We start from the raw sequence: 24708 nt of genomic DNA, 5'->3' as shown, positions 1-24708 counted from the left end.
ATGAAAAAAAAACTTGATTTTAGCAAGCCACTAGTTGTGCTTGCTCCACTTGCTGGTTATACAGATTTACCTTTTAGAAGTGTTGTTAAAAAATTTGGAGCTGATCTTACAATTTCAGAGATGATAAGCTCAAATGCTTTGGTTTATAAAAGTGCAAGAACACTTAAAATGATAGAAAAGTCTCCAACAGAAGATCCATATTTTGTACAAATTGCTGGAAATAGTGCTCAACTTGTAAGAGAAGCAGTTGAAATATTAAATGATGTTGAAGGAATTGATGGTATTGATTTAAACTGTGGTTGTCCTGCTCCTAAAGTATTCTCTCATGGTTCAGGTTCTAATCTTTTAGGTGATTTAAAAAAGCTTGAAGAGATTTTAAGTACTATCAAAAAATACTCAAAAAAAGAGTACACAAGTGCAAAAGTAAGACTTGGTGTAAATGAGAAAATTCCAGTTGAAATTGGAAAAGCGGTTGAAGCTTGTGGAGTTGATTTTGTATCAGTTCATGGAAGAACAAGAGCTGGAAAATATAAAGCCCCTGTAGATTATGATGCAATTAAACAGATGAAAGAGGCTATTTCAATTCCTGTTATTGCAAATGGTGATATAAAAGATTATAAAAAAGCAAAAGAGGTTTTAGAGTACACAAAAGCTGATGGTGTGATGATAGGTCGAGGTGCTATTGGTAAACCTTGGGTTTTTTATCAATTAAAACATGAGCTTGAAGATATTGATAATTCTATAAAAAAAGAGATTATTTTAGAACACTATGACAAAATGCTTGAGTTTCACGGTGATTATGGAGCTATAATTTTTAGAAAATTATTACATGCTTATTCAAAAGGTTATACTGGAGCGAATGAGTTTAGAGATTTAGTAAATCAAATTAGTGACAAAAATATAATGAGAGATTTAATAGAGAGCTTTTTTTAGATTTAATTTGATTAAAAAGTTATTTAGGTAGAATATTGAGTTTTTAAAAAAATATAAAGGAATTTTTATTTGTCAAAAGAGTATTTTGAATTACTAATAAAACCAGAAGATAATTATGAGCTGTTTTTAAATCTAATTTTATCACTTACAGATGATGCAATTGAAGAAAATGATGGTGAAATAATTATTAGAAGTGAAGAGAGCCTTGAAGATTTCAAGGAACCACTTGAGAAATTTGCAAAAGCATTAGATACGAAATGTTATATTAAATGTGAGAAAAAAGAGAGTATTGATTGGATAAAAAAATATCAAGACTCTATACAAGCTGTTGAAGTTGGAAGTTTTTATGTAAGACCATCTTGGAGTGAAGCAAAAGAGGGTAAAATTGATATTTTGATAGATCCAGCACTTGCTTTTGGTTCAGGACATCATGAAACTACTTCTTCTTGTTTATTAGCAATAGATGAGTTTGTAAAAAAAGATGATAGTTTGCTAGATGTTGGAACAGGAAGTGGTATTTTAGCAATTGCAGCAGCAAAAAAAGGTGCCGTTGTTGATGTTTGTGATACAGATGAAATTTGTATAGAGAGTACACAATCAAATTTTATTTTAAACAATCAAAAGATAAATAACTCTTGGATTGGTTCTGTAAATTTTGCCAAAGAAAAATATGATGTAGTTCTAGCAAATATTATTGCAGATGTTCTTGTTATGATTTCAGATGATTTGATAAATTCTACAAAAGATGGTGGAGTTATAATAGTTTCTGGTATTTTAGATAAGCATGAAAAGAGAGTTTTAAGTAAATTTTCTAGTTTAAAAGAGCTAAAAATTATTCACAAAAATGAGTGGGTAACGATGGTATTTAAAAAATAAGAGGAAGATAAATGATAAATAAACAACAAAATAACAATCCAAACAATAATCAAAACAACAACAATAATTTTTTTAACAATAATCCGCTTTTGATTTTTGTTGCATTTTCGCTTGTAACAATTTTTGCATTTAAAGCAATTTTTCCTGATAGTGAAACAAATGCTACAAACTCAAATATTCAAGCTTATGGAAGTAATGTAAACAAAACAGTTACATATTCTGAGTTAAAAAAACTTATTTCAAGTGGAACAATCGAGTATGTTGGTATTGGAAATACACAAATTAGGGCTGTTGGTAAAAATGATGGAGCTCAAAGAATTACTTATACTGCAAGAAGAGTTGTTCCAGATGAAACATTGGTTCTTGAGCTAGAAAAAAGTGGTATTTCTTATGGTGGAATAAGTGAAGAGAATGTTTTATCTGATATTCTTTTTGGTTGGGTTTTACCAATATTCTTATTTTTTGCTATTTGGATGTTTTTGGTTAAAAGAATGCAAAAATCTATGGGTGGTGGAAGCGGTGGAATTTTAGGAATTGGTTCATCTAAAAAGATGATAAATTCTGAAAAACCAAATGTAAAATTTGATGATATGGCTGGAAATAAAGAGGCTAAAGAAGAGGTTAGAGAAGTTGTAGATTTCTTAAAATCACCAGATAGATATGTAAGACTTGGTGCTCAAATTCCAAAAGGTGTATTACTTGTAGGTCCTCCAGGAACTGGAAAAACTCTTTTAGCAAAAGCTGTTGCTGGAGAGGCTGATGTTCCATTTTTATCTGTTTCTGGATCTGCATTTATTGAGATGTTTGTTGGAGTTGGAGCTTCTAGGGTTCGAGATTTGTTTGAGCAAGCAAAAAAAGTTGCACCTGCAATTATTTTTATTGATGAGATTGATGCTATTGGTAAAAGTAGAGCAAGCGGTGGTCCTATGGGTGGAAATGATGAGAGAGAACAGACTTTAAATCAGCTTTTAGCAGAAATGGATGGATTCTCTACTGAAACAGCACCAGTAATTGTGTTAGCAGCTACAAATAGACCTGAAGTTTTAGATCCAGCTCTTTTAAGACCAGGAAGATTTGATAGACAAGTTTTAGTTGATAAACCTGATTATGAAGGAAGAGTTGAGATTTTAAATGTACATATTAAAGATGTAAAAGTAGCTAAAGATGTAGATTTAAAAGAAGTTGCTAAGATGACAGCAGGTCTTGCTGGGGCTGATTTAGCAAATATTATAAATGAAGCAGCTCTTCTAGCTGGACGAGCAAACAAAGATGAAGTACAAGCTAGTGATTTTAAAGAAGCTGTAGAGAGACAAATTGCAGGTTTAGAGAAAAAATCTAAAAGAATATCTCCAAAAGAAAGACGTATCGTTGCTTACCATGAAAGTGGTCATGCTTTGATAGCTGAAATTACAAAAGGTGCTAAAAAAGTAAATAAAGTATCAATTGTTCCAAGAGGTTTAGCTGCACTTGGGTATACACTTAATACTCCTGAAGAGAATAAATATTTAATGCAAAAACATGAGCTAATAGCTGAAGTCGATGTTCTTTTAGGAGGTCGTGCTGCTGAAGAGGTATTTATTGGTGAGATTAGTACAGGTGCTGGAAATGACTTGGAAAGAGCTACAAATATTATAAAATCTATGGCAACTATTTATGGTATGAGTGATATTGCTGGACTTATGGTACTAGAAAGAAGAACAAATCAATTTTTAGGTGGGCAAACTCAAAAAGATTTCTCTGATGCTATGGCAAAAGATTTAGATGATCATGTTAAAAACAGTTTAAATGAAAGATATAAAATAGTTCTTCAATCTTTAAGAGATAATAAAGATGCAATTGAGCAAATGACTTCTGAATTACTTGAAATAGAGGTAATTACAGGAGAAAGAGTAAGAGAGATTATCAAAGAGAATGGTGGAATAGTTTTTGAAGGAGACGATTTGCACAGTGATAGTTTGGATAAAACTGATGTAAAAGAAGGTATTCAAACTAAAGAATCTGATACTGAAAAAAATGAAGAAAAACAGGAGAATAAAAAAGAAGAGCAATAATCTCTTGTGTAAAAAAAATATCTATTAGGGGGAAATTTAAAATTGTTATTAAATAAATTATATATTACAAAAACTGTTGCAGTTACAACATCTTGTTTGCTTCTATTTGGTGGTTGTGCTGCAGTTCTAGAGCAAAATGCTGGAAAAATTGGTGGAACTGCTGTTGGAGCTGGAGCTGGAGCTGTTATTGGGAAACAACTAGGTGGTGATGCTGGGTTGATAATTGGTGCATTAGTTGGTGGTGGAATTGGATATTTAATTGGAAATGAAATTGACACTAGAAGAGAAAATTTAGCAAAGTTAGCTCAAGAAGAGAAAATTGAAGTTGTATCTCAGAATATTGTTCAAAGTAACAACCAATTTGTATCACAAGATTCAAATGAAAAAGTTGATAGTAAAAATGTAATAGGTGACTCTTTTACAGTTTTTTCAAATGAAGAACAATTTGCAGTAAATTCAAGTAATTTAAGTCAAAAATCTGAAAAAGTTTTTAGTAAAGTTGCAAATGAGTACAAAAACAGTGATAAAAAAATCTTAATAATTGGTCACACAGACGATAGTGGAAACTCATCTTATAACCAAAAACTATCTGAAGATAGAGCCAAAAATGTAGGTAATATTTTTAGTTTAAATGGTGTTAAAAAATCAAATATATATTATTTGGGAGCTGGTGAAAATAATCCTATTGCGAATAACAATACTACTCTTGGCGCAACTAAAAATAGAAGAGTTGAAATTGTTGAATTAAAAGATGAAAATGATATTGTAAATTATGCTTCAAAAACTTCAAATCCTGAGTTCTTCAAAAAAGTTGAACCCAAAGTTGTTATCGCAACAAAAAATAAAAAATTAGATAATGTTACACAAATAACTAAATCAAATTCTGCTAAAAATGATAAATCAGGAAATAATGAAAAAACTACAAAAATAGAAAATAAAAAATTATCTAAAGTTGATATAGAATCAACAAATATAAATGAAAAAGATAATTCAAAAAAAACAGATACTTCAAAAGATATTTTTGATTTTCAAGGTAAAAAAGTTGTAGACAATAGCTTTGCATTAAAGACAAATTTTGGAGAATCGGTTGTTTCATCTAGTAGTTTTTCTTTTATTACAAAAGCACAAGCAAGTGCATCTACAAGTATGTATCAAAATTGTTTAGCCGATAAACCAAGAGCAAAAGCAGATGTAAAATCTCTTGAAACTAATAAAGTTGTTTATAAAACTATTGACTATAAAAAAGGTTTAAATAGTGTACCATTTGTTACAAATATAAACGGAAGTTTGATTGCTATAAATCCAGTCGCTGTGTTGGAAAATGGCTCAGCTGCTTCAACTTATCCAAATGCAAGCTTTTATAATGATTTTAAAGGTGAAAAAGATGCAAAACCAACTTTAGAGCTAGCAACATCAATAAATACTTATCAAGGAACTCAAGGGCTTATTTATAGAGTATTTTTTGATGAAACAAACTCACAAATGAAATGTATGGATATAGTTTTTGATGATAAAAATGTAAATAGTTCAAAAGGTGTTTTATATTACACAAAAAATAGTCAAATTCTTGAAAAAGAGTTTGATATAGCAAGAATAAAATAAAAGGGAGAAAAGATGGTAGAGTTTTTAGAAGAGGTTTTAGTAACACATAAGACATTATTATCAATTATTGTATTGACATTAATTGCAGCTGTTATTATAATGAAATATTGGGATAGAGTTAAATTTTGGTGGACTTGCACTTGGTATAGTTTTCCAGTAATTGGAAAAATTTCTAAGTTATCAAAAGATATTACAAGTGTTGATGAAAAAGGATGGTTTAGTAGTGAAACTACACTTTGTTCTGCTTTCCATAGATACTATGATAGATTTGATAAAGATCCAGAACATTACGACAGATGTAAATCATATTTATCAAAAGCTGATGAACTAGGAAGAAAACCTTTTCCTTTAATTATGTGGTTAATTGTTTTTGCATTAGTTATTTTAGAAGCTTTAGGGTTTGCTTATGTTTTAGCTGGATTTACAATTCCAGGGGCTAGTGAATCTTTACAGCAATATGGTGCATTTGGTATTGCTTTAATTATATCTATTATTTTAGTTGGTTTTACACACTGGACTGGTTATGAGATTTATAAAAATAGTATTTTAAAGAAAATAAGAACTTACTATTCAAATGATAGAAGAGAAGATAAAAAAAATTTAGAGCCAGATAGTAGAGTAAAATTAGAAAATAATAATCTTGATGATGAAGAAAAAAATTATTTACAACTTTTAAATAGAGTCACTACAAATGCAACTGTTACTCCAACTTGGATTATTTCAATTGTAACTGCTATTTTTGTTATTGTAATTGCAATTGGTGCTACATATGTAAGAGGACAGGTTTTAGAAAAACAACTTACAGAAGAAAAGTCGATGACGCAAACAAATGTTTATGAACAATCTTTACCTAGTACTATAGTTAAATCTCAAGAAAGTGCAGATACAAAAGCTTTTGATGAAGTACAAGATAGTGATAGAAAAGGTGGTTGGGCTACATTTATAGTTTTAGCAGTTCTTTTTGTATTTATTCAGCTTCTAGGTATTTTATTTGGATTTAAGTGGGGATTTGTAGGAAAAGAGAGCCAAATTGCTTTTGAAGATTCAAGTGATTTTAGAACGAAACAAGATTTTGTAAACTATTTCAAAAGAGAAAAAGATACTATAATAAAAATTGCTGAACAAAAACTGAAACTTTTACAACAAAAAATGTATCAAAAAGGGAGTATGATTTCTACCTCTGCAAAAGAGATGGATATGTTAAAAACAAAAGATTATAGAACATTTAAAGAGTATGTAAAAAATGAAGCCAGAGAAAATATAAATTTTCATAATGACATAGAAAAAACAAAAGAACAAACTTATACAAAAACTGATTTAAAAAAAGATATAAAAGTCGGTAATATAGAAAATCATGTTACTTTATGTACAAACTGCAGTTCTGTTTTAGATACAAACTCTAAATTTTGTAACTCTTGTGGAACAGAAGTAAAAAAAGATATACTAATTTGTAAAAAATGTAATACTAATTTAGATGAAAATTCAAAATTTTGTCCATCATGTGGAGAGAAAGTTGTATTAAAAGAGTTAGTACCAACTTGTCCAGAATGCAAGACAACTTATGAAAATAGTGTTAAATTTTGTTCAAACGATGGAAAAGAGTTGGAGTTAGTATGAGTTTTATAAAATATTTTATTTTATCTACACTAGCTTTTTTATCTTTGAATGCAAACAGTTCTTGTTATGAAATTTATAAAACTGAAGTAAAAGCTGATACAAAAATTAATAAGGCAATTTTTGTACTTATAGATGAAACAACATTTTTTAATGATAGCCTACAAGATCAGATTTTAAAAAACAGTATAAAACATATTGAGGCTGGAAATTATATTTATATTGCTAAATTTTCTGCTTTTATTGGAAATCACTACAATGAAAAAGTTTTTGATTTTAAGCTAGATAAACCACTAGATGAAAAACAAAGATACAATGAGAGAAAAGATAGTTTAAAGAAAATTGATAAATGTTTAAAAGATCAAGTTGGTTTTGCAAAAGTTCAAACTATTGAAAATATAAAAAAATCATTTTTAAAACCAAATGAAAATATTGAAAAATCTGATATATTTTATGCTTTAGATGATTTTGGTAAAAATGTAATTTCAAGAGTAGAAGCAGATGAAAAAATAGTTATTTTAGCTTCAGATTTACTTGAAAACTCAACTATAAGCTCTTTTTACTCAAAAGGAACTACAAGAATAATTGATTCAAAAAAAGAGATACAAATAGTTGAAAAGAATAATCTTATTAGCGATTTTGGAGGAGCTGCTTTGTATGTTGTTGGAACAGGAATAGTAACTGGAAAAAATAGTACAACATATAGAGACCCAAAAATTTTAATATCTCTAAAAAACTTTTGGGAAGAGTATTTCAAAAAATCAAATGCAAACTTAGTAGAGTTGGGGCAACCAGCTTTAAAAAATGAAATAAAATAAAATTAAAAAAAGGGGTATAAATGAAAGGTAAAATTTTAGATTATAATATTCAAGAAAGTACAGGAATAATATCTGGTGATGATGGGGAAAGATATAGTTTTTCAAACAGTGAGTGGAAAGCAAGTGAAAGTCCAAAAGTAAATCAAACTGTTGATTTTGAAATAGATGGTCAAAGTGCAAAAGCTATTTATTTGCTCAAAAGTCAAGTTACAGATTTTGCAAGTTCTTTAAATATAGATGGAAGTGAAGCTAGAAAAGGTGCAGTTTTTGCTGCTATTGGCTCTGGATTGACTTTTTTGAGCATTATTCCTATTCTTGGAATTTTATTTCTAGTAGGTGGTATTATTTTAGAATTTATAGGGGTAAAAAAACTATCTGATAATGCACCAAAACAAAGAGATATTTTTATAAATTTTATTTGGGGTTATGGTGCTATTATTCTTGGTACTGTTATTATGACTATGATTCTTGGTGCTAGTATGATAGGTGGCGCTATGAATATGGATAATGCTGGTTCTGGTATTGGAATGGGTGGTATGTTTTTTGGAATTTTTATCTACTTAGGATTTGCTATTTATGGGGTTATAAAAATGTATAAAGCTATTAACTCTATTGGAATTGAGTACAATGTATCTTTGATGAAACTAGTTGCAAAAGGTTATGTAATTGGAATTGTTCTTGTTCCTTTGTTTGGAATAGGTTATCTTGTTTTATTTATTACATTTATTTTGAAAATCTTTGCTTATCTTAAAATTGAAAAACAATAAGGAAAAAAATGAAAAATATATTTAAATTAATATTTATAACAATTATAGGATTGTTAGTTTTAGCAGGATGTAGTGATAATAGTCCAAAAGGTGCAACTTTGGGATTTTTAAATGCTATGAAAGATGGAAATGTTCAAGATTTTAGAAAATATTCAACTGAAACGACTCAACAAGTTATGGCATTTGCTCTATCTATGCAGTGTAAAGGTGCTATTAAAGAGGATAGTGCATTATCAACTTGTTTAAAAAATATAACTCAAGATATTTCAAAATACAAAGTTGTTGATGTACAAGATAATGGAAAAACTTCAGCTATTGTAACAGCGGAAATTTATACTAAAGATGGAAAGATAAAAAAAGAAAGTTACAACTTAGAAAAATTTGCAGATGAATGGAAGATAAACATAAGTAAATAGTGAAAAATAAACTATTTTTACTGATTATAACTACTACCTTGGTTATATGTGTAGTTATTAATTTATTTCAAGAAAAGATGAGTCACAAAGAAAATGACTTGTCTTTTAGCTTACATAGTATAAAAACTGGAGATATAATATTTAGAAAAGAGAGTAATTTTCTGAGTGATATGTTTTCTAATATTGATAAATCAGAGTATTCTCACATAGCAATTGTACTTAAAGTTGATGAAAATCTAAAAATATATCATATTGAATCAAATCAAGAAAAAGATGATTTAAAAGTAGATACTTTTGAAAAATTTACTAAATTTTCTTCAAAAATAGCAGTTTATAGATATTATAAAGAAGTAGATACAGAAAAAATAGCACAAATTCTTGAAGAATATGAAAAAAATAAAATAGAATTTGATATGGATTTTGATTTAAAAAATGATAAATTATACTGCACAGAGCTAATAAATGATTTATTTTTAAAACTTTTTAATGAAAACATATATAGCTATTTATATGATTTTTATGGAAAAAAAGGAATTACAATAAATGGAATACTTAAAAACAAAAATTTGAAAGAGATTTTACAAATCGAGATAAATCAAAAATAGTTTCTAAACAATAAAAATTATCCTTGACAAATAAACTAAATTAAATTATACTTCTAGCCTAATTAAAAAAGGAGAGTAAAAATGAAAATATTTAGTATTTCAAAAAGCAATTTTCTAAAAAGTGTAAACTCTCTACTCCTTCTTAAATATTCACTCTAAATTTATAAATTTTATAGTTTAAGTTTCCAAAAAAATCTGTTTTTCTTTTTTTATTTAAAAAAAGATATAATCAAATGTTAAATTAAAAGGTAAATATTATGGATAAAAATAAAATTATTGTATTTGATACTACTTTAAGAGATGGAGAGCAAAGCCCTGGTTGTTCTATGAACACAGAAGAGAAATTAAGAGTTGCTTTACAGTTAGAAAAATTGGGAGTTGATGTTATTGAAGCTGGATTTGCAGCTGCTAGTCCTGGTGATTTTGATGCAGTTAGTCAAATAGCCAAAACTATTAAAAATGCTAGCATTTGTTCATTAAGCCGTGCTATTGAAAATGATATAAAACAAGCAGGACTTGCTGTTTCTCATGCGCCAAAACATAGAATTCATACATTTATAGCTACAAGTCCTATTCATATGAAATATAAATTAAAAATGAGTCCAGAAGAAGTTATAAAAAGAGCAATTCATGCAGTACAATATGCTAGAACTTTTGTAAATGATGTCGAGTTCTCTTTAGAAGATGCTGGAAGAAGTGAAATGTCTTTTATGAAAGAAGTTATGGATGCAGTTATAAGTGCAGGTGCTAGTACAATTAATTTACCAGATACTGTTGGATATAGATTACCAACAGAGTTGGGTGCTATGGTTAAAGAGTTAAGCGAATTTGCAAATAATAGAGCAATAATTTCAGTTCACAATCACAACGATTTAGGACTTGCAACTGCAAATACTTTAGCTGCTGTTGTAAATGGAGCTAGACAAATTGAAGTTACAATAAATGGTTTAGGCGAGCGTGCTGGAAACTCTGCTTTAGAAGAAGCTGTTATGGCTATAAAGGTGCGAAAAGATGTATTTGGAGATTTATATACAAATATAAATACACCTGAAATTTATGCAACTTCAAGATTAGTTGCTACAATTACAGGTGTTGAGCCACAGCAAAACAAAGCAATAGTTGGAAAAAATGCATTTGCACATGAGAGTGGAATTCATCAAGATGGTGTTTTAAAACATCAAGAGACATATGAGATTATGAGACCAGAGGATGTTGGAGTTATTAAAGATAGCACATTGATTTTAGGAAAACATTCAGGACGTGCAGCATTTAAAGATAAGATTACACAATTAGGTTTTGATAGTGTAAGTGATGTTGAGTTAAATGCAGTATTTGAAAGATTTAAAACTTTAGCTGATAAGAAAAAAGATATCACAGATGATGATATTAGAATGTTAATCACTGATGAAGCTTTAAACCACGATAAAATATATGAGTTAGTAGGATTACAAATAAGCGATTGCTCAGAGGGTTTACCAATGGCTGCTGTATCTATAAAATATAAAGATGAAATTATAAAAGATGCAGGTTTGGGTGATGGAACTATGGATGCTATTTTTAAAACAATAGATAGAATTACTGGTTTTGCAGGTGAATTAAAAGATTATAAAGTTATATCTGTAAGCGAAGGAAAAGATTCTCTAGCAAAAGTAACAACTAGAGTTTGCTTTGAAAACAGTACATCTTTTGTTGGTCATGGTTTGAGTATTGATACAATGCAAGCAACTGCAAATGCATATTTGGGTGCTTTAAATTCATATTTATCACAAAAAAATAGGCTTACTAAAAATTGCGGACATCAGGTATAAAAAGATAGGAGTTTTCCTATCTTTTTAAATTTATGATAGAAATAAATAATAAAGAAGAACTTTTAGAGATTTTAGAAAAATCAAATTGTGTTTTACTATATTTTGGAGCTACAAATTGTAGTGTTTGTGAAGTTTTGAGACCAAAAATAGAGATGAATATTTCTTGTAATTTTTCTAAAATGAAGCAATATTATATAAATAGTAATCAAAATTTAGATATTACTTCACACTTTAATATTTTTTCAAGTCCGACTATTTTGGTCTTTTTTGAAGGAAAAGAGTTTAAAAGATATGGTAGAAATATTAGTTTAGATATTTTTAATAATGAAATAAAAAGATTATATGAGATGGTATTTTAAAATGAATAGAGCTTTGATAATTTGTTTTGTAGTTTTTGTATTGATGCAGTTTATAATACCCCAAAAAGTTGAATATAATGAGGATAAAACATATGAAATAGTTTTGCCTGAAGATATAAAAGAGATATTTGTAAGAGCTTGTTATGATTGTCATTCAAATAAGATTAACTATCCTTGGTACTCAAATGTTGCACCTTTTTCTTGGGTTGTTGCAAATCATACAAATGAAGGTGTAAATGCTTTAAATTTTTCAAATTGGGAAAAATATACTAAAACACAACAAAATGAAAAATTAAAGGCAATTTATAGAACAGCTCATTCATCAATGCCTCTTCCTGCTTATACATGGGCTCACATTGAAGCAGAACTTTCAAAAGAAGAGAGAGAAAAAATTAGAGATTGGACAGGAGTGCGAAAATAGTGAGAGAAGAAGTAACTGCTCTTTTACAAAATAGAAATGAACTTCTAACTATTACATATTTTAAGATTCAAGAGTTATTTGATAAAAAGTATGGAGAAAATGCTTTAGTTCTTATGGAAATTGGAACTTTTTTTGAAGTTTACGAAGTAAACAATGAAAAAGAAAAAATAGGAAAAGCAAAAGAGATAGCAGAACTTTTAAATATTCAATTAACAAGAAAAAATAAATCAATACTTGAAAATTCAAAAGAGAATCCAATTATGGCTGGAGTTCCAGCAATTTCATTTGAAAAACATCTAGCACGTATTATTGCTGAGCAAAAATATACAATAGCAATAATACGACAAAAAGGAACTCCACCAAATGTGAGTAGATATTTGGATGTAGTTGTAAGTCCTGGTACAAACTTTGATTTTGTAGTAGAACAAGATGATAATTTTATAACTTCAATTGTAGTTGATCAAATAAGAGGAAACTACTTAATAGGTTATAGTGCTATTGATGTAACAACAGCAAAGTGCTATTACAACGAAGTTTTTGGAACGCACGAAGATAAATTTTTTGCACTTGACGAAGTCTTTAATTATATGAATATGCACAAAACTAGCGAAATAATAGTTACCCTTGTAGATAAAAATATTAATCAAAAAGAGATAATAGATTATTTGGAGTTAAATTTAAAAAGTTTTCATTTAAGAAATTTTAGACCAAAAATTACATATCAAAATGAGCTTTTTAAAAATGTTTTTAGTATTGAGTCACTTTTAACTCCAATAGAGCATTTAGATATGGAAAGATGTCCACTTTCTAGTGAATCATTGGCAATTTTAATAGACTTTGTAATAGCTCATGATAGTGCAATTATTCAAAAACTCTCAAATCCTATAAAATTAGATGTGAGCAGATACATATATATTGGAAATAATGCTTTAGAGCAGTTAAATATTATAGATACTACTCATAATTTAAGTCTAATAAGATTAATAAACAACACTTCAACTGCTATGGGTAAAAGGCTTTTAAAAGAGAGAATTACAAATCCAATAAAAGATTCAAAAGAGCTTTTACGAAGATACAGTCTATCAAAAGAGTTGTACGATTTTCACACTCCAATAGAGAATGAACTAGCAAGTATTTACGATATAGAAAGACTTACAAGAAGAATAAAGTTATCAAGACTACACCCTTTTGAGTTGAACTATTTGTATGATTCTTTAGTTAGTATAAAAGAGATTGTGAAATTTATGGAGAGTTATAAATTTATAACACCTCCTTGTAGTAGTGATGAGATAAACTCTTTTTTAACATCGATTAACTCGACTTTTGATTTAAGTATAAGTGGAAGATTTATGCTAAAAGATGTAGATGAAAATATGATAACAAGTGGAATTAATCTTCAAATTGATGATTTAAATAGACAAAATAAACTACTTTTAGATAAATTGGAAATTTTAAAAAATCATATTTTATCTTTTTTTAAATCAGATGAAAAAAGTTTTGTAACTGTAAATAGGCTTGATAAAGAGGGTTTTTATATCTCAATAACAAAAAATAGATATAACCTTATAAAAGAGGAACTTTTAAAATCACATCTTATAATTGATGATAAACTTCTACTTTTTAAAGATTTTTCAATAAAAACTCAAACAAATAGTGTAAAAATATCTTGTTCTTTAACTGATGATATTTCAGATAAATATGTTCATAATCTTAAAAAAATAGTTGAGATAAATAAACTTGTATTTAAAGAAAAACTTCTTGAATTCGAGAAAAAGTTTTCAACGCTTTTAAGTGAACTTGTAATGTTTATAGCTGAAGTTGATTTAACTGTTTCAAATATAAAAACTAGTAAAAAATATAACTACACTTGCCCAAAAATTGTAAAAACAAAAGACGATGAGAATTTTTTAGAACTTATAGATTTACGACATCCAATAATTGAAGCAAATGAGGATAGGGGAGTTTATGTTACAAACGATATTGTTTTAGGAGAACTAAACTTAGTTAGCAAAGAGTATGAAGAGAATATTATAGTAAAAAATTCAAATCCTACAAATCTTCAAAGTAATAAAATGCATGGAGTATTACTTTTTGGAATAAATAGCTCTGGAAAATCATCTTTAATGAAAGCAATTGGAATAAGTGTAATTTTAGCTCAAGCTGGATTTTTTGTACCTTGTAAATCTATGAGATTTTCAATATTTGACTCAATTTTTACAAGAATTAGTGGAGCTGATAATATTGCAAAAGGATTATCAAGTTTTGCAGTTGAGATGATGGATTTAAAAAATATTTTCAACCGTGCAAGTAAAAAATCTCTTATTTTAGGTGATGAGATAAGTCACAGTACAGAAACTTTAAGTGGTTTAAGCATAGTTGCAAGTGCTATTTTAAAACTCTCAAAGCTTGAAGCCCTTTTTGTATTTGCTACACATTTGCATCAACTACCACAAATTTCTGAGATTGAAAAACTTAAAAATATAATTTGTCTTCATTTATCTGTGATGTATTGTAACGATGAAGATAAATTAATTTTTGATAGAAAATTAGCTTTTGGAAGTGGCTCATCTATATATGGTTTGGAGTTTGCAAAATCTCTTCATATTGATAAAGAGTTTTTAAATGTTGCAAATGATATTAGAAAAAGATTAGCAGATGATTATACAAAAATTGAAAGAATTTCACAAAAAAATAGTTCAAAATATAATACAAATTTATACACAAGCACTTGTATAGTATGCGGTCGTGCTTGTGATGAAGTTCATCATATACAAGAGCAAAAAAAAGCAAATAAAGATGGATTTATAGGACATATAAATGCAAATCATAAATATAATCTAATACCACTTTGTAAACTTCATCACAAAATGGTACATGATGGAAAGATAAATGTAAACGGTTTTGTAGCAACTTCAAAAGGACTGGAACTTCACTACACTATGATTGAAGAGTAGAATTTATTTTTTTTAATGATTAACCACTCTTTTAAAATATAAAAGCTAGAATAAGCCAAAAATTAGCTTACTATAGGAAAAATCATGGATTTTTTTATTTCGACTTTTATTAAAATGTTTTTTATTATGACACCATTTTTTGTACTTACAGTTTTTTTAACTATCACAAATGATGCTACACTTATTGAGAAAAGAAAGTTGGCAATTAAAGTTACACTATCAGTTGTTGTTATCTCTTTAGTTTTATTATTTTTTGGACAATATATTTTCAAAATCTTTGGGATAACTTTAGATGCTTTTAAAATAGGTGCTGGAGCTTTGCTATTTTTAACAGCTGTTGGGCTAATTTATGGAAATAAAGATGGACAAAAACCAACAGATAAAAACTTATCAGATTTAGCAGTTGTTCCTTTGGCTTTGCCTATTACTATTGGACCTGGAACTATTGGAGTTTTATTGGTAATGGGAGTTGAGTTTAATAGCTTTTCAAAACTAGTTATTGGAAGTTTGGCACTTCTTTGTGCAATTTTGTTAATAGGTTGTATGCTCTATTTATCTAGCTTAATAGAGAGATTTATTGGAAAAAATGGTCTTTTGATTTTATCAAAAATTACAGGACTTTTTTTGGCTGCATTATCTGCTCAACTAATATTTGATGGAATAAAAAGTTTCTTAGGATTATAGTGTTTATAAAGAGTAAAAGTTTAAGAAATTTATCTTTTTTAATATCTATAATATTTTTAATAAATCTTTTTTATATGATTTATAGCTCTTTTTTTATAGTTAAAAACCAGTTTACAGATATTGGAAAATCAACTTATGTAAATCAAGTAAGAATAGATGAATATACAAAAAAGTTAGCAGATTTTTTAGCAAAAAACTGTAAACAAGAGCCTATGTGTGAAGTTCAAAATATATTAGATTTTGTTACACAAATTCCATATAAAATAAATGAAAGTATTGCAAAAAGTCCAAAAAAAGTAGTTGAACAAAATTTTGGAGATTGTGATGATAAGTCAAATTTACTTATTTCACTTTTGAAAGTAAAAGATTATGAAGCATATTTTGTACTAGTTCCAAATCATATTTTTGTGATAATAAATCTTGAAGATATAAATTTAAATAAAAAAGCACTATATGTAAATAATAAAAAATACTATATTTTGGAAACAACCGCAACAAATTCAAAAATAGCTTTTCCATTGAAATATAAAATTGAAGAGATTGAGGCTGTTATAAATCCATTTATAAATAAAAAATTAGTTATAGAGAAACTAGAGTATAAATAAATTTTATACTCTAGTTTAGGAAATTTTTATGAATTATAAAATTTAGTAGTCAATCTTATCATCATTTTTCAAAATATCTTTTGAGAATTTAACAACCTTGTTTCTTCCCGTTGCTTTTGCTTCATATAAAGATATATCAGCATATTTTATACATTTCCAGAACTGATCTGTATCTGTTGGGAAGAAAGAGTATCCAATACTTACAGTTTTTGAGAAACTATCTCCGCCATAGTTAAATATTATTTTTGAGAAATCAGCATTTATTTTATTTGCTAACTCTTTTGCACTCTCTTGTGTTGCATTTTTCATTAAGATTAAAAACTCTTCACCACCATATCTAATTAAAATCTCATTTGAAGAGATTGATTTTTTCATAGTAATTGCAAGTTTTCTTAAAATATCATCTCCAATATCGTGTCCGTAAGTATCGTTTACCATTTTAAAGTAATCAATATCTAAAAACATAATTGCATAAACAACACCATTTTTCATATCAAGGGATAGTTGTTTTTCTACAATTTCATCTAAATATTTTCTATTGTATAAACCTGTTAGAGAGTCCGTAAGATTTTTTTGTCTTAATGCTTCCATCAAAATCTTACTTTCTAAAATTGGTTTTGTCTCTTCAAGATATTTTTTAATAATTCCTATTTTATATTTTAAATTATTTAGTTCATCTTGTGATTTTGAAATAATATGGATTACAATATTTTTTTGTTCATTTACATAAAAAGGAATACAAATATAGTTTTCACCAGTTTTACATTTTGCAACTCTACAAATTTCTGGGAAGTTTTCAGAAGCAACTATACTATTTATTCTTTCTGCTCTACAAATATCTTTAATATTTTGTTTTAAATCACAACAAGCTATAGCACCATCTGTTGAATATATAGTTTTTCTTATATCTTTTACTAAATCAGTCTCAAAAATTATAAAAGAATCTATTTCTAATTTATCTTTTAAAACTATAATTAATCTATGATAAATATCATCAATAGTTAAATCATTTTCAATAGTTTTTTTGTAGTGATAAATTTCACTAATATCTTCAATTATCTCTTTTGCTGTAATTAATTTATCATGATTTACATTTGATGTTCTATTATGAACAAAAGATGTTAAATTTTTCTCAATTCCAGTTAATACTGTTTCAAGTTTTTCTATTAATTCATTTAACCAATTTGAAACCTCTTTATCCTCTTTTAAAACACCAGCATTTGCTCTAACAGAATAATCTCCTTCATGAACTTTTTTTAATACATTTGCTAAAGAGTCAAAAGAGTTTGTGTACGGAGTTATTCTTTTTCTAATAAAAATTAAGAAAATAATTAAAAATATAGAGATAGTTCCAATGATATATAGTAAAACCATAACATTTGAACCCCTATCTTCACTTATATCAAAGCTTAAAGAGATAGCTCCTAAAACTTCTCCCTCTTTTGCATTGTGACAAGAAAGACAATTTGGTTTATCTAGTGAAGATGCTGTATATGGAATTGTAATTCTAAGATTTGCAGTGTATAAAGACTCTTCTATTACAATTTTTTCAAGCCCAGTGTTTAAAACTTCTAAATCAATATCATCTTTTGGTTTTTCATTTGCTAAATTAGAATTTCCAAACTGGTCACTAACACTTTTGGCTCTAACAAGCCACAAAGATTGCACATTTTTTAGTTGACTCATACTATCTAAAAATACATCTCTTTGAGACATATTTCCATTTATCATATGTGAAGTAAGAGAGTTTTTAACTATATCAGCTGTTAAATATGCTTTATTTTTAACTCCATCATATCCTATTTGTCTAGAACCAATTGCAACTAAGACAACAATAATTGAAGTTAAAAGTACAACCATAGAAAAAATAATAAGTGTTATTTTTGTATTTGATTTCATTTTTTAACCTTTTATATTATTTAATTAAAATTTTAAAAGCTTCTTCTAAATCTAAAGTACCTTCATAAAAAGCTTTTCCAACAATAACTCCACCAATATTTCCATTTGCTTTACAGTTTTTAATATCTTCAATATCTTTAACTCCACCACTTGCAATTGTGTAAACTTTACTAGCAAGTGCGATACTTTCTGTAAATTCAACATTAACTCCACAAAGCATACCATCTTTGCTTATATCTGTACAAATAATTGCTTCAACACCAGCATTTGCAAACTCTTGTGCTAAAGAGCTAGCTTCCATATTTGAAACTTCTGCCCAACCCTCAACTGCAACCATACCGTTCATCGCATCAATTCCAACAGCGATTGGATATTTTTTTGCCATATCTTTTACAAATTGAGGGTCTTTTACAGCAATAGAGCCTAAAATTAATCTATCAACTCCAAGTTCTAAATACATTTGAATAGTTTTTTCATCTCGAATACCACCACCAAGCTCAATTTTTAAATTACAGTTCTCTCTAATTTTTTTAATCTGCTCTAAGTTTGCTGGTTTTCCTTCAAATGCTCCATTTAAATCAACTATATGAACCCACTTACTTCCAAGCTCTTCAAACCTTTTTGCTACTTGCCATGGCTCATCTGAGTAGATTTTTGCACTATCCATAAGACCTTTGCTAAGTCTTACAGCTTTTCCATCTTTTAAATCAATCGCTGGTAATATATCCATAATTTCTCCTTTTTAAATAGTTCCTATTTAAAAAGGAACCTTTTTCTCAATTACTACTTTTTATAGCGGGGATTGAAAATCCCCTAAAAAGTAGCAAAAACCTAAAGGGCTTTCTCACAGAGAGTGCCATAGGCACAAGAGAACAAAGCCTTTTTTATTATAAATTTATAAAGTTTTCTAATATTTTAAGTCCGTTGTTATGAGACTTTTCTGGATGAGGTTGAAATCCAAAAATATTATCTTTGTTTACAGCACTTGCAAACTCATATCCATAATTTGTTTTTCCAATAATATTTTTATCATCTGTAATAATATGATAAGAGTGTACAAAATATAAATATGGATTTTTTAAATCTTTAAAAAGTTGATTCTCTTTATTTTCTATTTTATTCCATCCCATATGTGGAATTTTTAAATCACTACTCATTTTTGATTTATCAAACTTCACAACTTTTCCTTCAATTAATCCTAAACCTTTTGTATATCCAAACTCTTCAGAACTTTCAAACAAAAGTTGCATTCCAAGGCAAATTCCAAGAAGTGGTTTTTTACTATTTGCAAAATCTAAAATAGCATCTTTTAAGACACTATTTTCTAAATGTTGCATAGCATCTTTATATGCTCCAACTCCTGGAAGTATTATTTTGTCTAAATTTTTTAAATCATCTGCATTTTTTACAATTTTTAAATCTTTTGTAAATTTTGAACAAGCGTTATAAACACTTGCCAGATTTCCCATATTGTAGTCTATTATTCCTAGCATCTAAATCCTTTTAAAGCGTAGATTATATCTTTTATTAATTTAAAAATGAGCATAGAGTAAGAGCAAACAAAACATTCACACCCTCTTTTTTTAAAGCTTTTTTAGCCTCTAAAATAGTTGTTCCTGTTGTAAGAACATCATCAACTAAAATTACATCACAATTTTTTACTCCACTATAGATAAATTTTCTTGGATTTTTTTGTCTAAACTCCAAATTTTTCCCAGCATATTTAACAATATTTTTAGCTTTTAAAGTGTTGAAAACTGGTTTTATAAAAGAACTTTTTAAATGCTTTGCCAAAATAGCAGTTTGAGAGAAATCGTGTCTTGTGTGGTCATCTATTGGAAGAGCCAAAATAGGGTGGGTGAATTCAAAATTTGAAGCAAATTTAGTAAAACTAAGTTTAGCTAAAATATTAAAAACTTTATCTCCATAAAAGTGATATTTGCTTTGGATTAAATCTTCCAAATCTTTGTAGTCATAAAAAGAGTAGACAAAAAAATCCTTTTCTAACTCTTTTTTATAAAAGTTTGGAGCAAGAAGTGTAGTTTGACAAGTTTTGCAAATGATTTGTAAAGATAACTTGTCACAACTTGTACACTTCAAAATAAAACCTTTTAGATTTTTAAAACAGCCATAAAAGCCTCTTGAGGAACATTTACTTTTCCTATAGATTTCATTCTTTTTTTACCAGCTTTTTGTTTTTCAAGAAGTTTTCTTTTTCTTGTAATATCTCCACCATAACACTTTGCAGTTACATTTTTCCCCATAGATTTTACAGTCTCTCTAGCAATTATTGTACTTCCAACACTAGCTTGAATTGCTACTTCAAAAAGTTGTCTAGGAATTAGCTCTTTTAGAGCTTTTACAAACTCTCTTCCTCTTGAAACAGCTTTATCCTCAGGAACAATAATAGATAGTGCATCAACTATATCTCCAGCAACTCTAACATCAAGTTTTTTTAAATTTCCAGGTCTAAATCCAACTGGGTCATAATCAAAAGATGCATAACCTTTAGTTGTAGATTTTAACTTATCATAAAAATCCATAACAATTTCATTCATAGGTAAGTCATATTCAAGAAGAACTCTTTTTCCTATGTAATCCATTTTTAACTGAATTCCTCTTTTATCGTTTAAAAGTTTTATAACATTTCCTAAAAACTCATCAGGAACTAAAATAGTAGATTTTACATATGGTTCAAAAATTGTCTCTATATAGTTTGGTTCAGGAAGTTCACTTGGATTTTGAATTACGATTTTTTCTCCATCTCTTTTTAAAACTTCATAAATAACTGTTGGAGCAGTTGCTATTAAATCTAAATCAAACTCTCGCTCAAGTCTCTCTTTAATAACTTCCATATGAAGCATTCCTAAAAATCCTGTTCTAAATCCACTTCCAAGAGCCATTGAGCTTTCAGGTTCAAAAGATATTGATGAGTCGCTTAATTTTAATTTATTTAAAGCCTCTCTTAAATCTTCAAATTTATCTGTTTCAATTGGATATAGTCCTGCAAAAACAAATGGTTTAGCAGGTTCAAATCCATCAATAATCTCTTTAGTTGGGTTTTTTGCATCAGTCATTGTATCACCAACTGCAATTCCATCTAAAGTTTTAAGACCAAGCACAACAATCCCAATCTCACCTGTTTTTATCTCTAAAGTATCTTCTTTTTTTAGTGGATGAGGATACATCAAACTTAAAACTTGATGCTCAACTTTTGTATTCATCATTCTTAAAGTTTGACCTTTTTTAATACTTCCATCATAAACTCTTACAAGTGCCAAAGCTCCCAAATAATTATCAAACCATGAGTCATATATTAAAGCTTTTGTAGGTGCACTATCGTCTCCAACTGGAGATGGAACTCTTTTAATAATAGCTTCAATAAGCTCTTTTACTCCAAGTCCTGTTTTTGCACTTATTAAATTATGCTCTGTACAATCAACTCCTATAGCCTCTTCAACCTCTGCTAAAACACGCATTGGATCAGCACTTGGTAGATCTATTTTATTAACAACTGGAAGAAGTTCTAACTCATTATCCATTGCAATATACACATTTGCTATTGTTTGTGCTTCAACCCCTTGAGTTGAATCAACTATAAGCAAAGCACCTTCAGATGATGCTAAAGAGCGGCTTACTTCATAAGAGAAATCAACGTGACCTGGAGTATCTATAAGATTTAGAATATATTTTTCTCCATTTAAAGTGTAGTTTAATCTTACACTTTGAGCTTTTATTGTAATTCCTCTTTCTTTTTCAATATCCATATTGTCCATAACTTGAGAAGTCATTTCTCTATCACTTATTCCTCCACACTCTTGAATGATTCTATCTGCAAGTGTTGATTTACCGTGGTCAATATGAGCTATGATACTAAAGTTTCTAATATTTTTTTGCAATTTTTTTCCTATAATTTTAAAAGATTATTTGTAAAGTGGCAAGATTATATCTAAAAAGCGGTAAGTTTTTTGTTAAATAATTTTTAGAATAAAAAAAAGGGGCTAGAATTTCTAGCCCCTTTTATAATTTAAGTGAAAAACTAAAATTATTTAACTATTACAGCGTGAACTCTTCTGTTTTCTGCTTTACCTTCTGCAGTTTCGTTAGAAGCTATAGGATTAGATTCCCCATAACCAACAGCTTTTAATCTTGATTTATCAACACCTAAATCTGTTAAAGCTTTAACAACTGAAGCTGCTCTTCTTTCTGATAATTTTTGATTATATTTATCTGAACCAACAGAGTCTGTATGACCTTCTATATCAGCTTTTAATTTTTTATCTGTATTCATAGCTTTTGCAAAATCATGAATTTTTGTTCCATAGATATCTTTAATTTCAGATTTATCTGTATCAAAATTAACATTTAAATTAACTAGAGTCATACAACCAACAGTATCAACTTTTGCACCTTTTATTGTATCTGGACATTGATCTAATTCATCAATAATTCCATCTGCATCACTATCTTTTGGAGCAGCTTTTGCAACTACAGGAGCTACTGCTACAGGAGCAACTTTTGCAGCTTTTTCACCAAATGGAATAGCTAAACCAAAGTTATATAATAAAGTACTGTCTCCATTTTGTGCAGATATTAAATGTCTTAAATCAAATTTTAAAGCCATTGCATCTGTTAATTGATATTTTAAACCAACTCCATAGTTTCCAAATAGACCATCTTTTTGGTGTTTAGTTAATTCATTATCAAAAAACTCAACTCCAAGTCCTGCTAATGCATATAAAGATAAATCAGTAGTTAAACCATAATCTTTAACTAAGTTACCAAACACTCTAGTAATTGAAGTATCTTGATTTCTTACAGAATTTTTTCCATCAACATCTTGAACTGTTCTTAAAAAACCTAATTCAAATTGGTCAATTATTGAATCCTCTGATTGATTAAAACCTAAAGCTAATCCAGCATTTGCATAATTTCTTTCTAAATTATGATTACCTTCACCTAGAGCTCCTCCTATTAATGGAGTAATCTCATATTTATAGTCACTATTAGCAGCAAGTACTAAAGAAGCACAAGCTAATGAAGATAGTAATATTTTTTTCATTTATTTTCCTTAAATTTAAATTATCATACGCGAATTATATCTATAATTTATTAATTTTTTATTAATTATTAAAAATTGAATTCACTGACTCGTTATTATGTATTCTTCTTATTGCTTCGCCTATTATTGTTGAAGCTGTTAGAACAGTTATTTTTTTTGCATTTTTTTTAGTTGGAATTGTATCTGAGATAACTAATTCATCTAAAACACCATTTGCAACTCTATCATAAGCTGGACCACTTAAAACTCCATGAGTACAACATGCCATTACAGATGTTGCTCCTTTTTCTTTTAAAACTTCAGCTGCTTTTACTAAAGTTCCTGCTGTATCAACCATATCATCAACTAAAATAACATCTTTGCCTTTTACATCACCAATTATGTTCATAACTTGAGACTCATTTGCTTTTTCTCTTTTTTTATCAACAATTACTAAGTCATATCCTAATTTATCAGCATATTGTCTAGCTCTTGCAACCCCACCAATATCTGGACTCGCAATAATTGGATTTTTTAAATTTTTACTTTTAATATAGTTTACAAATAAAATAGAACCAAATAAGTTATCAGCAGGAATATTGAAAAATCCTTGAATTTGAGCAGCATGTAAATCAATAGTTACAACTCTATTTATTCCAGCTTTTTCTAATAAATCAGCAACTAATTTTGCGCTAATAGGAACTCTTGGAGCAGCCTTTCTATCTTGTCTTGCATATCCATAATAAGCAATTACAGCATTTATTGATTTTGCACTTGATCTTTTAAGTGCATCTATCATTATTAAAAGTTCCATTAAATTATCATTTGCAGGAGCACAAGTTGGTTGAATAATATAAACATCTTGACCTCTTACACTTTGAGTTATTTGAACAGATATTTCACCATCACTAAATTTATTTAATTTAGCATCAGATACATTCATTCCTAAGTAGTCACCGACTTTTTTTGCAAATTCAGGATTTGCACTTCCACTAAAGAGTTTAAAAGTAGACATAAAAATTCCTCTATTCTTTTGATTTTTTTGTTTAAAATAGTATCGAAAATCTACTTAATAAAAATTTGTTGATAATTAATAAAAGATTAATAAATTACTCAACTTTCGCACATAAAACCTAACTGTTTTTTAGTGTAAACCCTTAGCATTAAGATGATTTGTTCTAAATCTTTATTTCTCTTGACAATTTTTTGGACTTGAACTAGTTGTTCTAATATTTTTAAAAACAGTTCCATTGAA

At 28.2% G+C, this 24708-nt stretch carries 22 protein-coding genes; 15 read left to right on the top strand and 7 right to left on the bottom strand.

The annotated features are described in order from the left end of the window. The 15 genes from CJ670_RS02945 to CJ670_RS02875 all read left to right on the top strand — a co-directional run bounded on the left by CJ670_RS02945 (position 1) and on the right by CJ670_RS02875 (position 16513). Complete coding sequence (locus CJ670_RS02945; RefSeq protein ID WP_105938797.1) at positions 1-933, top strand: tRNA dihydrouridine synthase; 933 nt, start codon at positions 1-3, stop codon at positions 931-933. Between the two features lie 69 nt (positions 934-1002). Continuing rightward, on the top strand, positions 1003-1809 hold the full coding sequence (locus tag CJ670_RS02940) for a 50S ribosomal protein L11 methyltransferase (protein WP_105910900.1): 807 nt from the start codon (positions 1003-1005) through the stop codon (positions 1807-1809). A gap of 11 nt (positions 1810-1820) precedes the next feature. After that, positions 1821-3860, top strand: coding sequence for an ATP-dependent zinc metalloprotease FtsH (gene ftsH / locus CJ670_RS02935; protein WP_105938796.1), 2040 nt, complete (start codon positions 1821-1823; stop codon positions 3858-3860). Between the two features lie 42 nt (positions 3861-3902). Further along, the gene (locus CJ670_RS02930; protein ID WP_105938795.1) at positions 3903-5462 is read left to right on the top strand and encodes an OmpA family protein; all 1560 of its coding nucleotides are present in this window, start codon (positions 3903-3905) and stop codon (positions 5460-5462) included. A 12-nt stretch (positions 5463-5474) separates the two neighbouring features. After that, positions 5475-7079 (top strand): zinc ribbon domain-containing protein, encoded by a 1605-nt coding sequence (locus CJ670_RS02925; RefSeq protein WP_105910903.1) that lies wholly within the window; start codon positions 5475-5477, stop codon positions 7077-7079. Beyond that, complete coding sequence (locus tag CJ670_RS02920; RefSeq protein ID WP_105938794.1) at positions 7076-7894, top strand: hypothetical protein; 819 nt, start codon at positions 7076-7078, stop codon at positions 7892-7894. The genes CJ670_RS02925 and CJ670_RS02920 overlap by 4 nt, the downstream gene beginning before the upstream one ends. Positions 7895-7914: 20 nt before the next feature. Next, a complete protein-coding gene (locus CJ670_RS02915) occupies positions 7915-8661 on the top strand; it encodes a DUF996 domain-containing protein (protein WP_105938793.1) in 747 nt (248 codons plus the stop codon). Between the two features lie 8 nt (positions 8662-8669). Next, entirely contained in the window at positions 8670-9077 is a 408-nt protein-coding gene (locus CJ670_RS02910; RefSeq protein WP_105938792.1) for a DUF4878 domain-containing protein, read from the top strand. Between the two features lie 77 nt (positions 9078-9154). Next, the gene (locus CJ670_RS02905; protein WP_105938791.1) at positions 9155-9682 is read left to right on the top strand and encodes a YiiX/YebB-like N1pC/P60 family cysteine hydrolase; all 528 of its coding nucleotides are present in this window, start codon (positions 9155-9157) and stop codon (positions 9680-9682) included. A 257-nt stretch (positions 9683-9939) separates the two neighbouring features. Next, positions 9940-11490, top strand: coding sequence for a 2-isopropylmalate synthase (locus tag CJ670_RS02900; RefSeq protein ID WP_105938790.1), 1551 nt, complete (start codon positions 9940-9942; stop codon positions 11488-11490). A gap of 32 nt (positions 11491-11522) precedes the next feature. Next, complete coding sequence (locus tag CJ670_RS02895) at positions 11523-11849, top strand: thioredoxin family protein (protein WP_105938789.1); 327 nt, start codon at positions 11523-11525, stop codon at positions 11847-11849. 1 nt (position 11850) lies between these two features. Then, complete coding sequence (locus CJ670_RS02890) at positions 11851-12270, top strand: heme-binding domain-containing protein (protein ID WP_105938845.1); 420 nt, start codon at positions 11851-11853, stop codon at positions 12268-12270. Then, complete coding sequence (locus CJ670_RS02885) at positions 12270-15224, top strand: MutS-related protein (protein ID WP_105938788.1); 2955 nt, start codon at positions 12270-12272, stop codon at positions 15222-15224. The genes CJ670_RS02890 and CJ670_RS02885 overlap by 1 nt, the downstream gene beginning before the upstream one ends. Positions 15225-15308: 84 nt before the next feature. Next, complete coding sequence (locus tag CJ670_RS02880) at positions 15309-15908, top strand: MarC family protein (RefSeq protein WP_105910911.1); 600 nt, start codon at positions 15309-15311, stop codon at positions 15906-15908. Continuing rightward, positions 15908-16513: a transglutaminase-like domain-containing protein gene (locus CJ670_RS02875; RefSeq protein WP_105910912.1), complete on the top strand. Its 606-nt coding sequence runs from the start codon at positions 15908-15910 to the stop codon at positions 16511-16513. The genes CJ670_RS02880 and CJ670_RS02875 overlap by 1 nt, the downstream gene beginning before the upstream one ends. Positions 16514-16555: 42 nt before the next feature. Here the strand turns inward: CJ670_RS02875 and CJ670_RS02870 are convergent, their stop codons facing one another. The 7 genes from CJ670_RS02870 to CJ670_RS02840 form a co-directional block, all read right to left on the bottom strand. Continuing rightward, positions 16556-18412: a GGDEF domain-containing protein gene (locus CJ670_RS02870; protein ID WP_105938787.1), complete on the bottom strand. Its 1857-nt coding sequence runs from the start codon at positions 18410-18412 to the stop codon at positions 16556-16558. 16 nt (positions 18413-18428) lie between these two features. Continuing rightward, positions 18429-19142, bottom strand: coding sequence for a 1-(5-phosphoribosyl)-5-[(5-phosphoribosylamino)methylideneamino]imidazole-4-carboxamide isomerase (gene hisA / locus CJ670_RS02865; RefSeq protein ID WP_105938786.1), 714 nt, complete (start codon positions 19140-19142; stop codon positions 18429-18431). A gap of 157 nt (positions 19143-19299) precedes the next feature. Then, positions 19300-19905 carry an imidazole glycerol phosphate synthase subunit HisH gene (gene hisH, locus CJ670_RS02860; RefSeq protein WP_105938785.1) on the bottom strand — a complete coding sequence of 202 codons (606 nt, stop codon included), beginning with the start codon at positions 19903-19905 and terminating at the stop codon, positions 19300-19302. 34 nt (positions 19906-19939) lie between these two features. Further along, complete coding sequence (locus CJ670_RS02855) at positions 19940-20512, bottom strand: ComF family protein (protein ID WP_105938784.1); 573 nt, start codon at positions 20510-20512, stop codon at positions 19940-19942. An 11-nt stretch (positions 20513-20523) separates the two neighbouring features. After that, positions 20524-22311, bottom strand: a complete 1788-nt coding sequence (gene lepA / locus CJ670_RS02850) for a translation elongation factor 4 (protein WP_105938783.1) — start codon at positions 22309-22311, stop codon at positions 20524-20526. Positions 22312-22457: 146 nt separating this feature from the next. After that, entirely contained in the window at positions 22458-23474 is a 1017-nt protein-coding gene (locus tag CJ670_RS11030; RefSeq protein WP_105938782.1) for an OmpA family protein, read from the bottom strand. 61 nt (positions 23475-23535) lie between these two features. After that, positions 23536-24468: a ribose-phosphate pyrophosphokinase gene (locus CJ670_RS02840; RefSeq protein WP_105938781.1), complete on the bottom strand. Its 933-nt coding sequence runs from the start codon at positions 24466-24468 to the stop codon at positions 23536-23538. Between the last annotated feature and the right edge of the window lie 240 nt (positions 24469-24708).

Source organism: Arcobacter cryaerophilus gv. crypticus (genome assembly GCF_002993025.1).
GTDB lineage: Bacteria > Campylobacterota > Campylobacteria > Campylobacterales > Arcobacteraceae > Aliarcobacter > Aliarcobacter cryaerophilus_B.
Note: the sequence above shows the minus strand (reverse complement) of the source record. Positions and strands in the feature narration are given on the sequence as shown.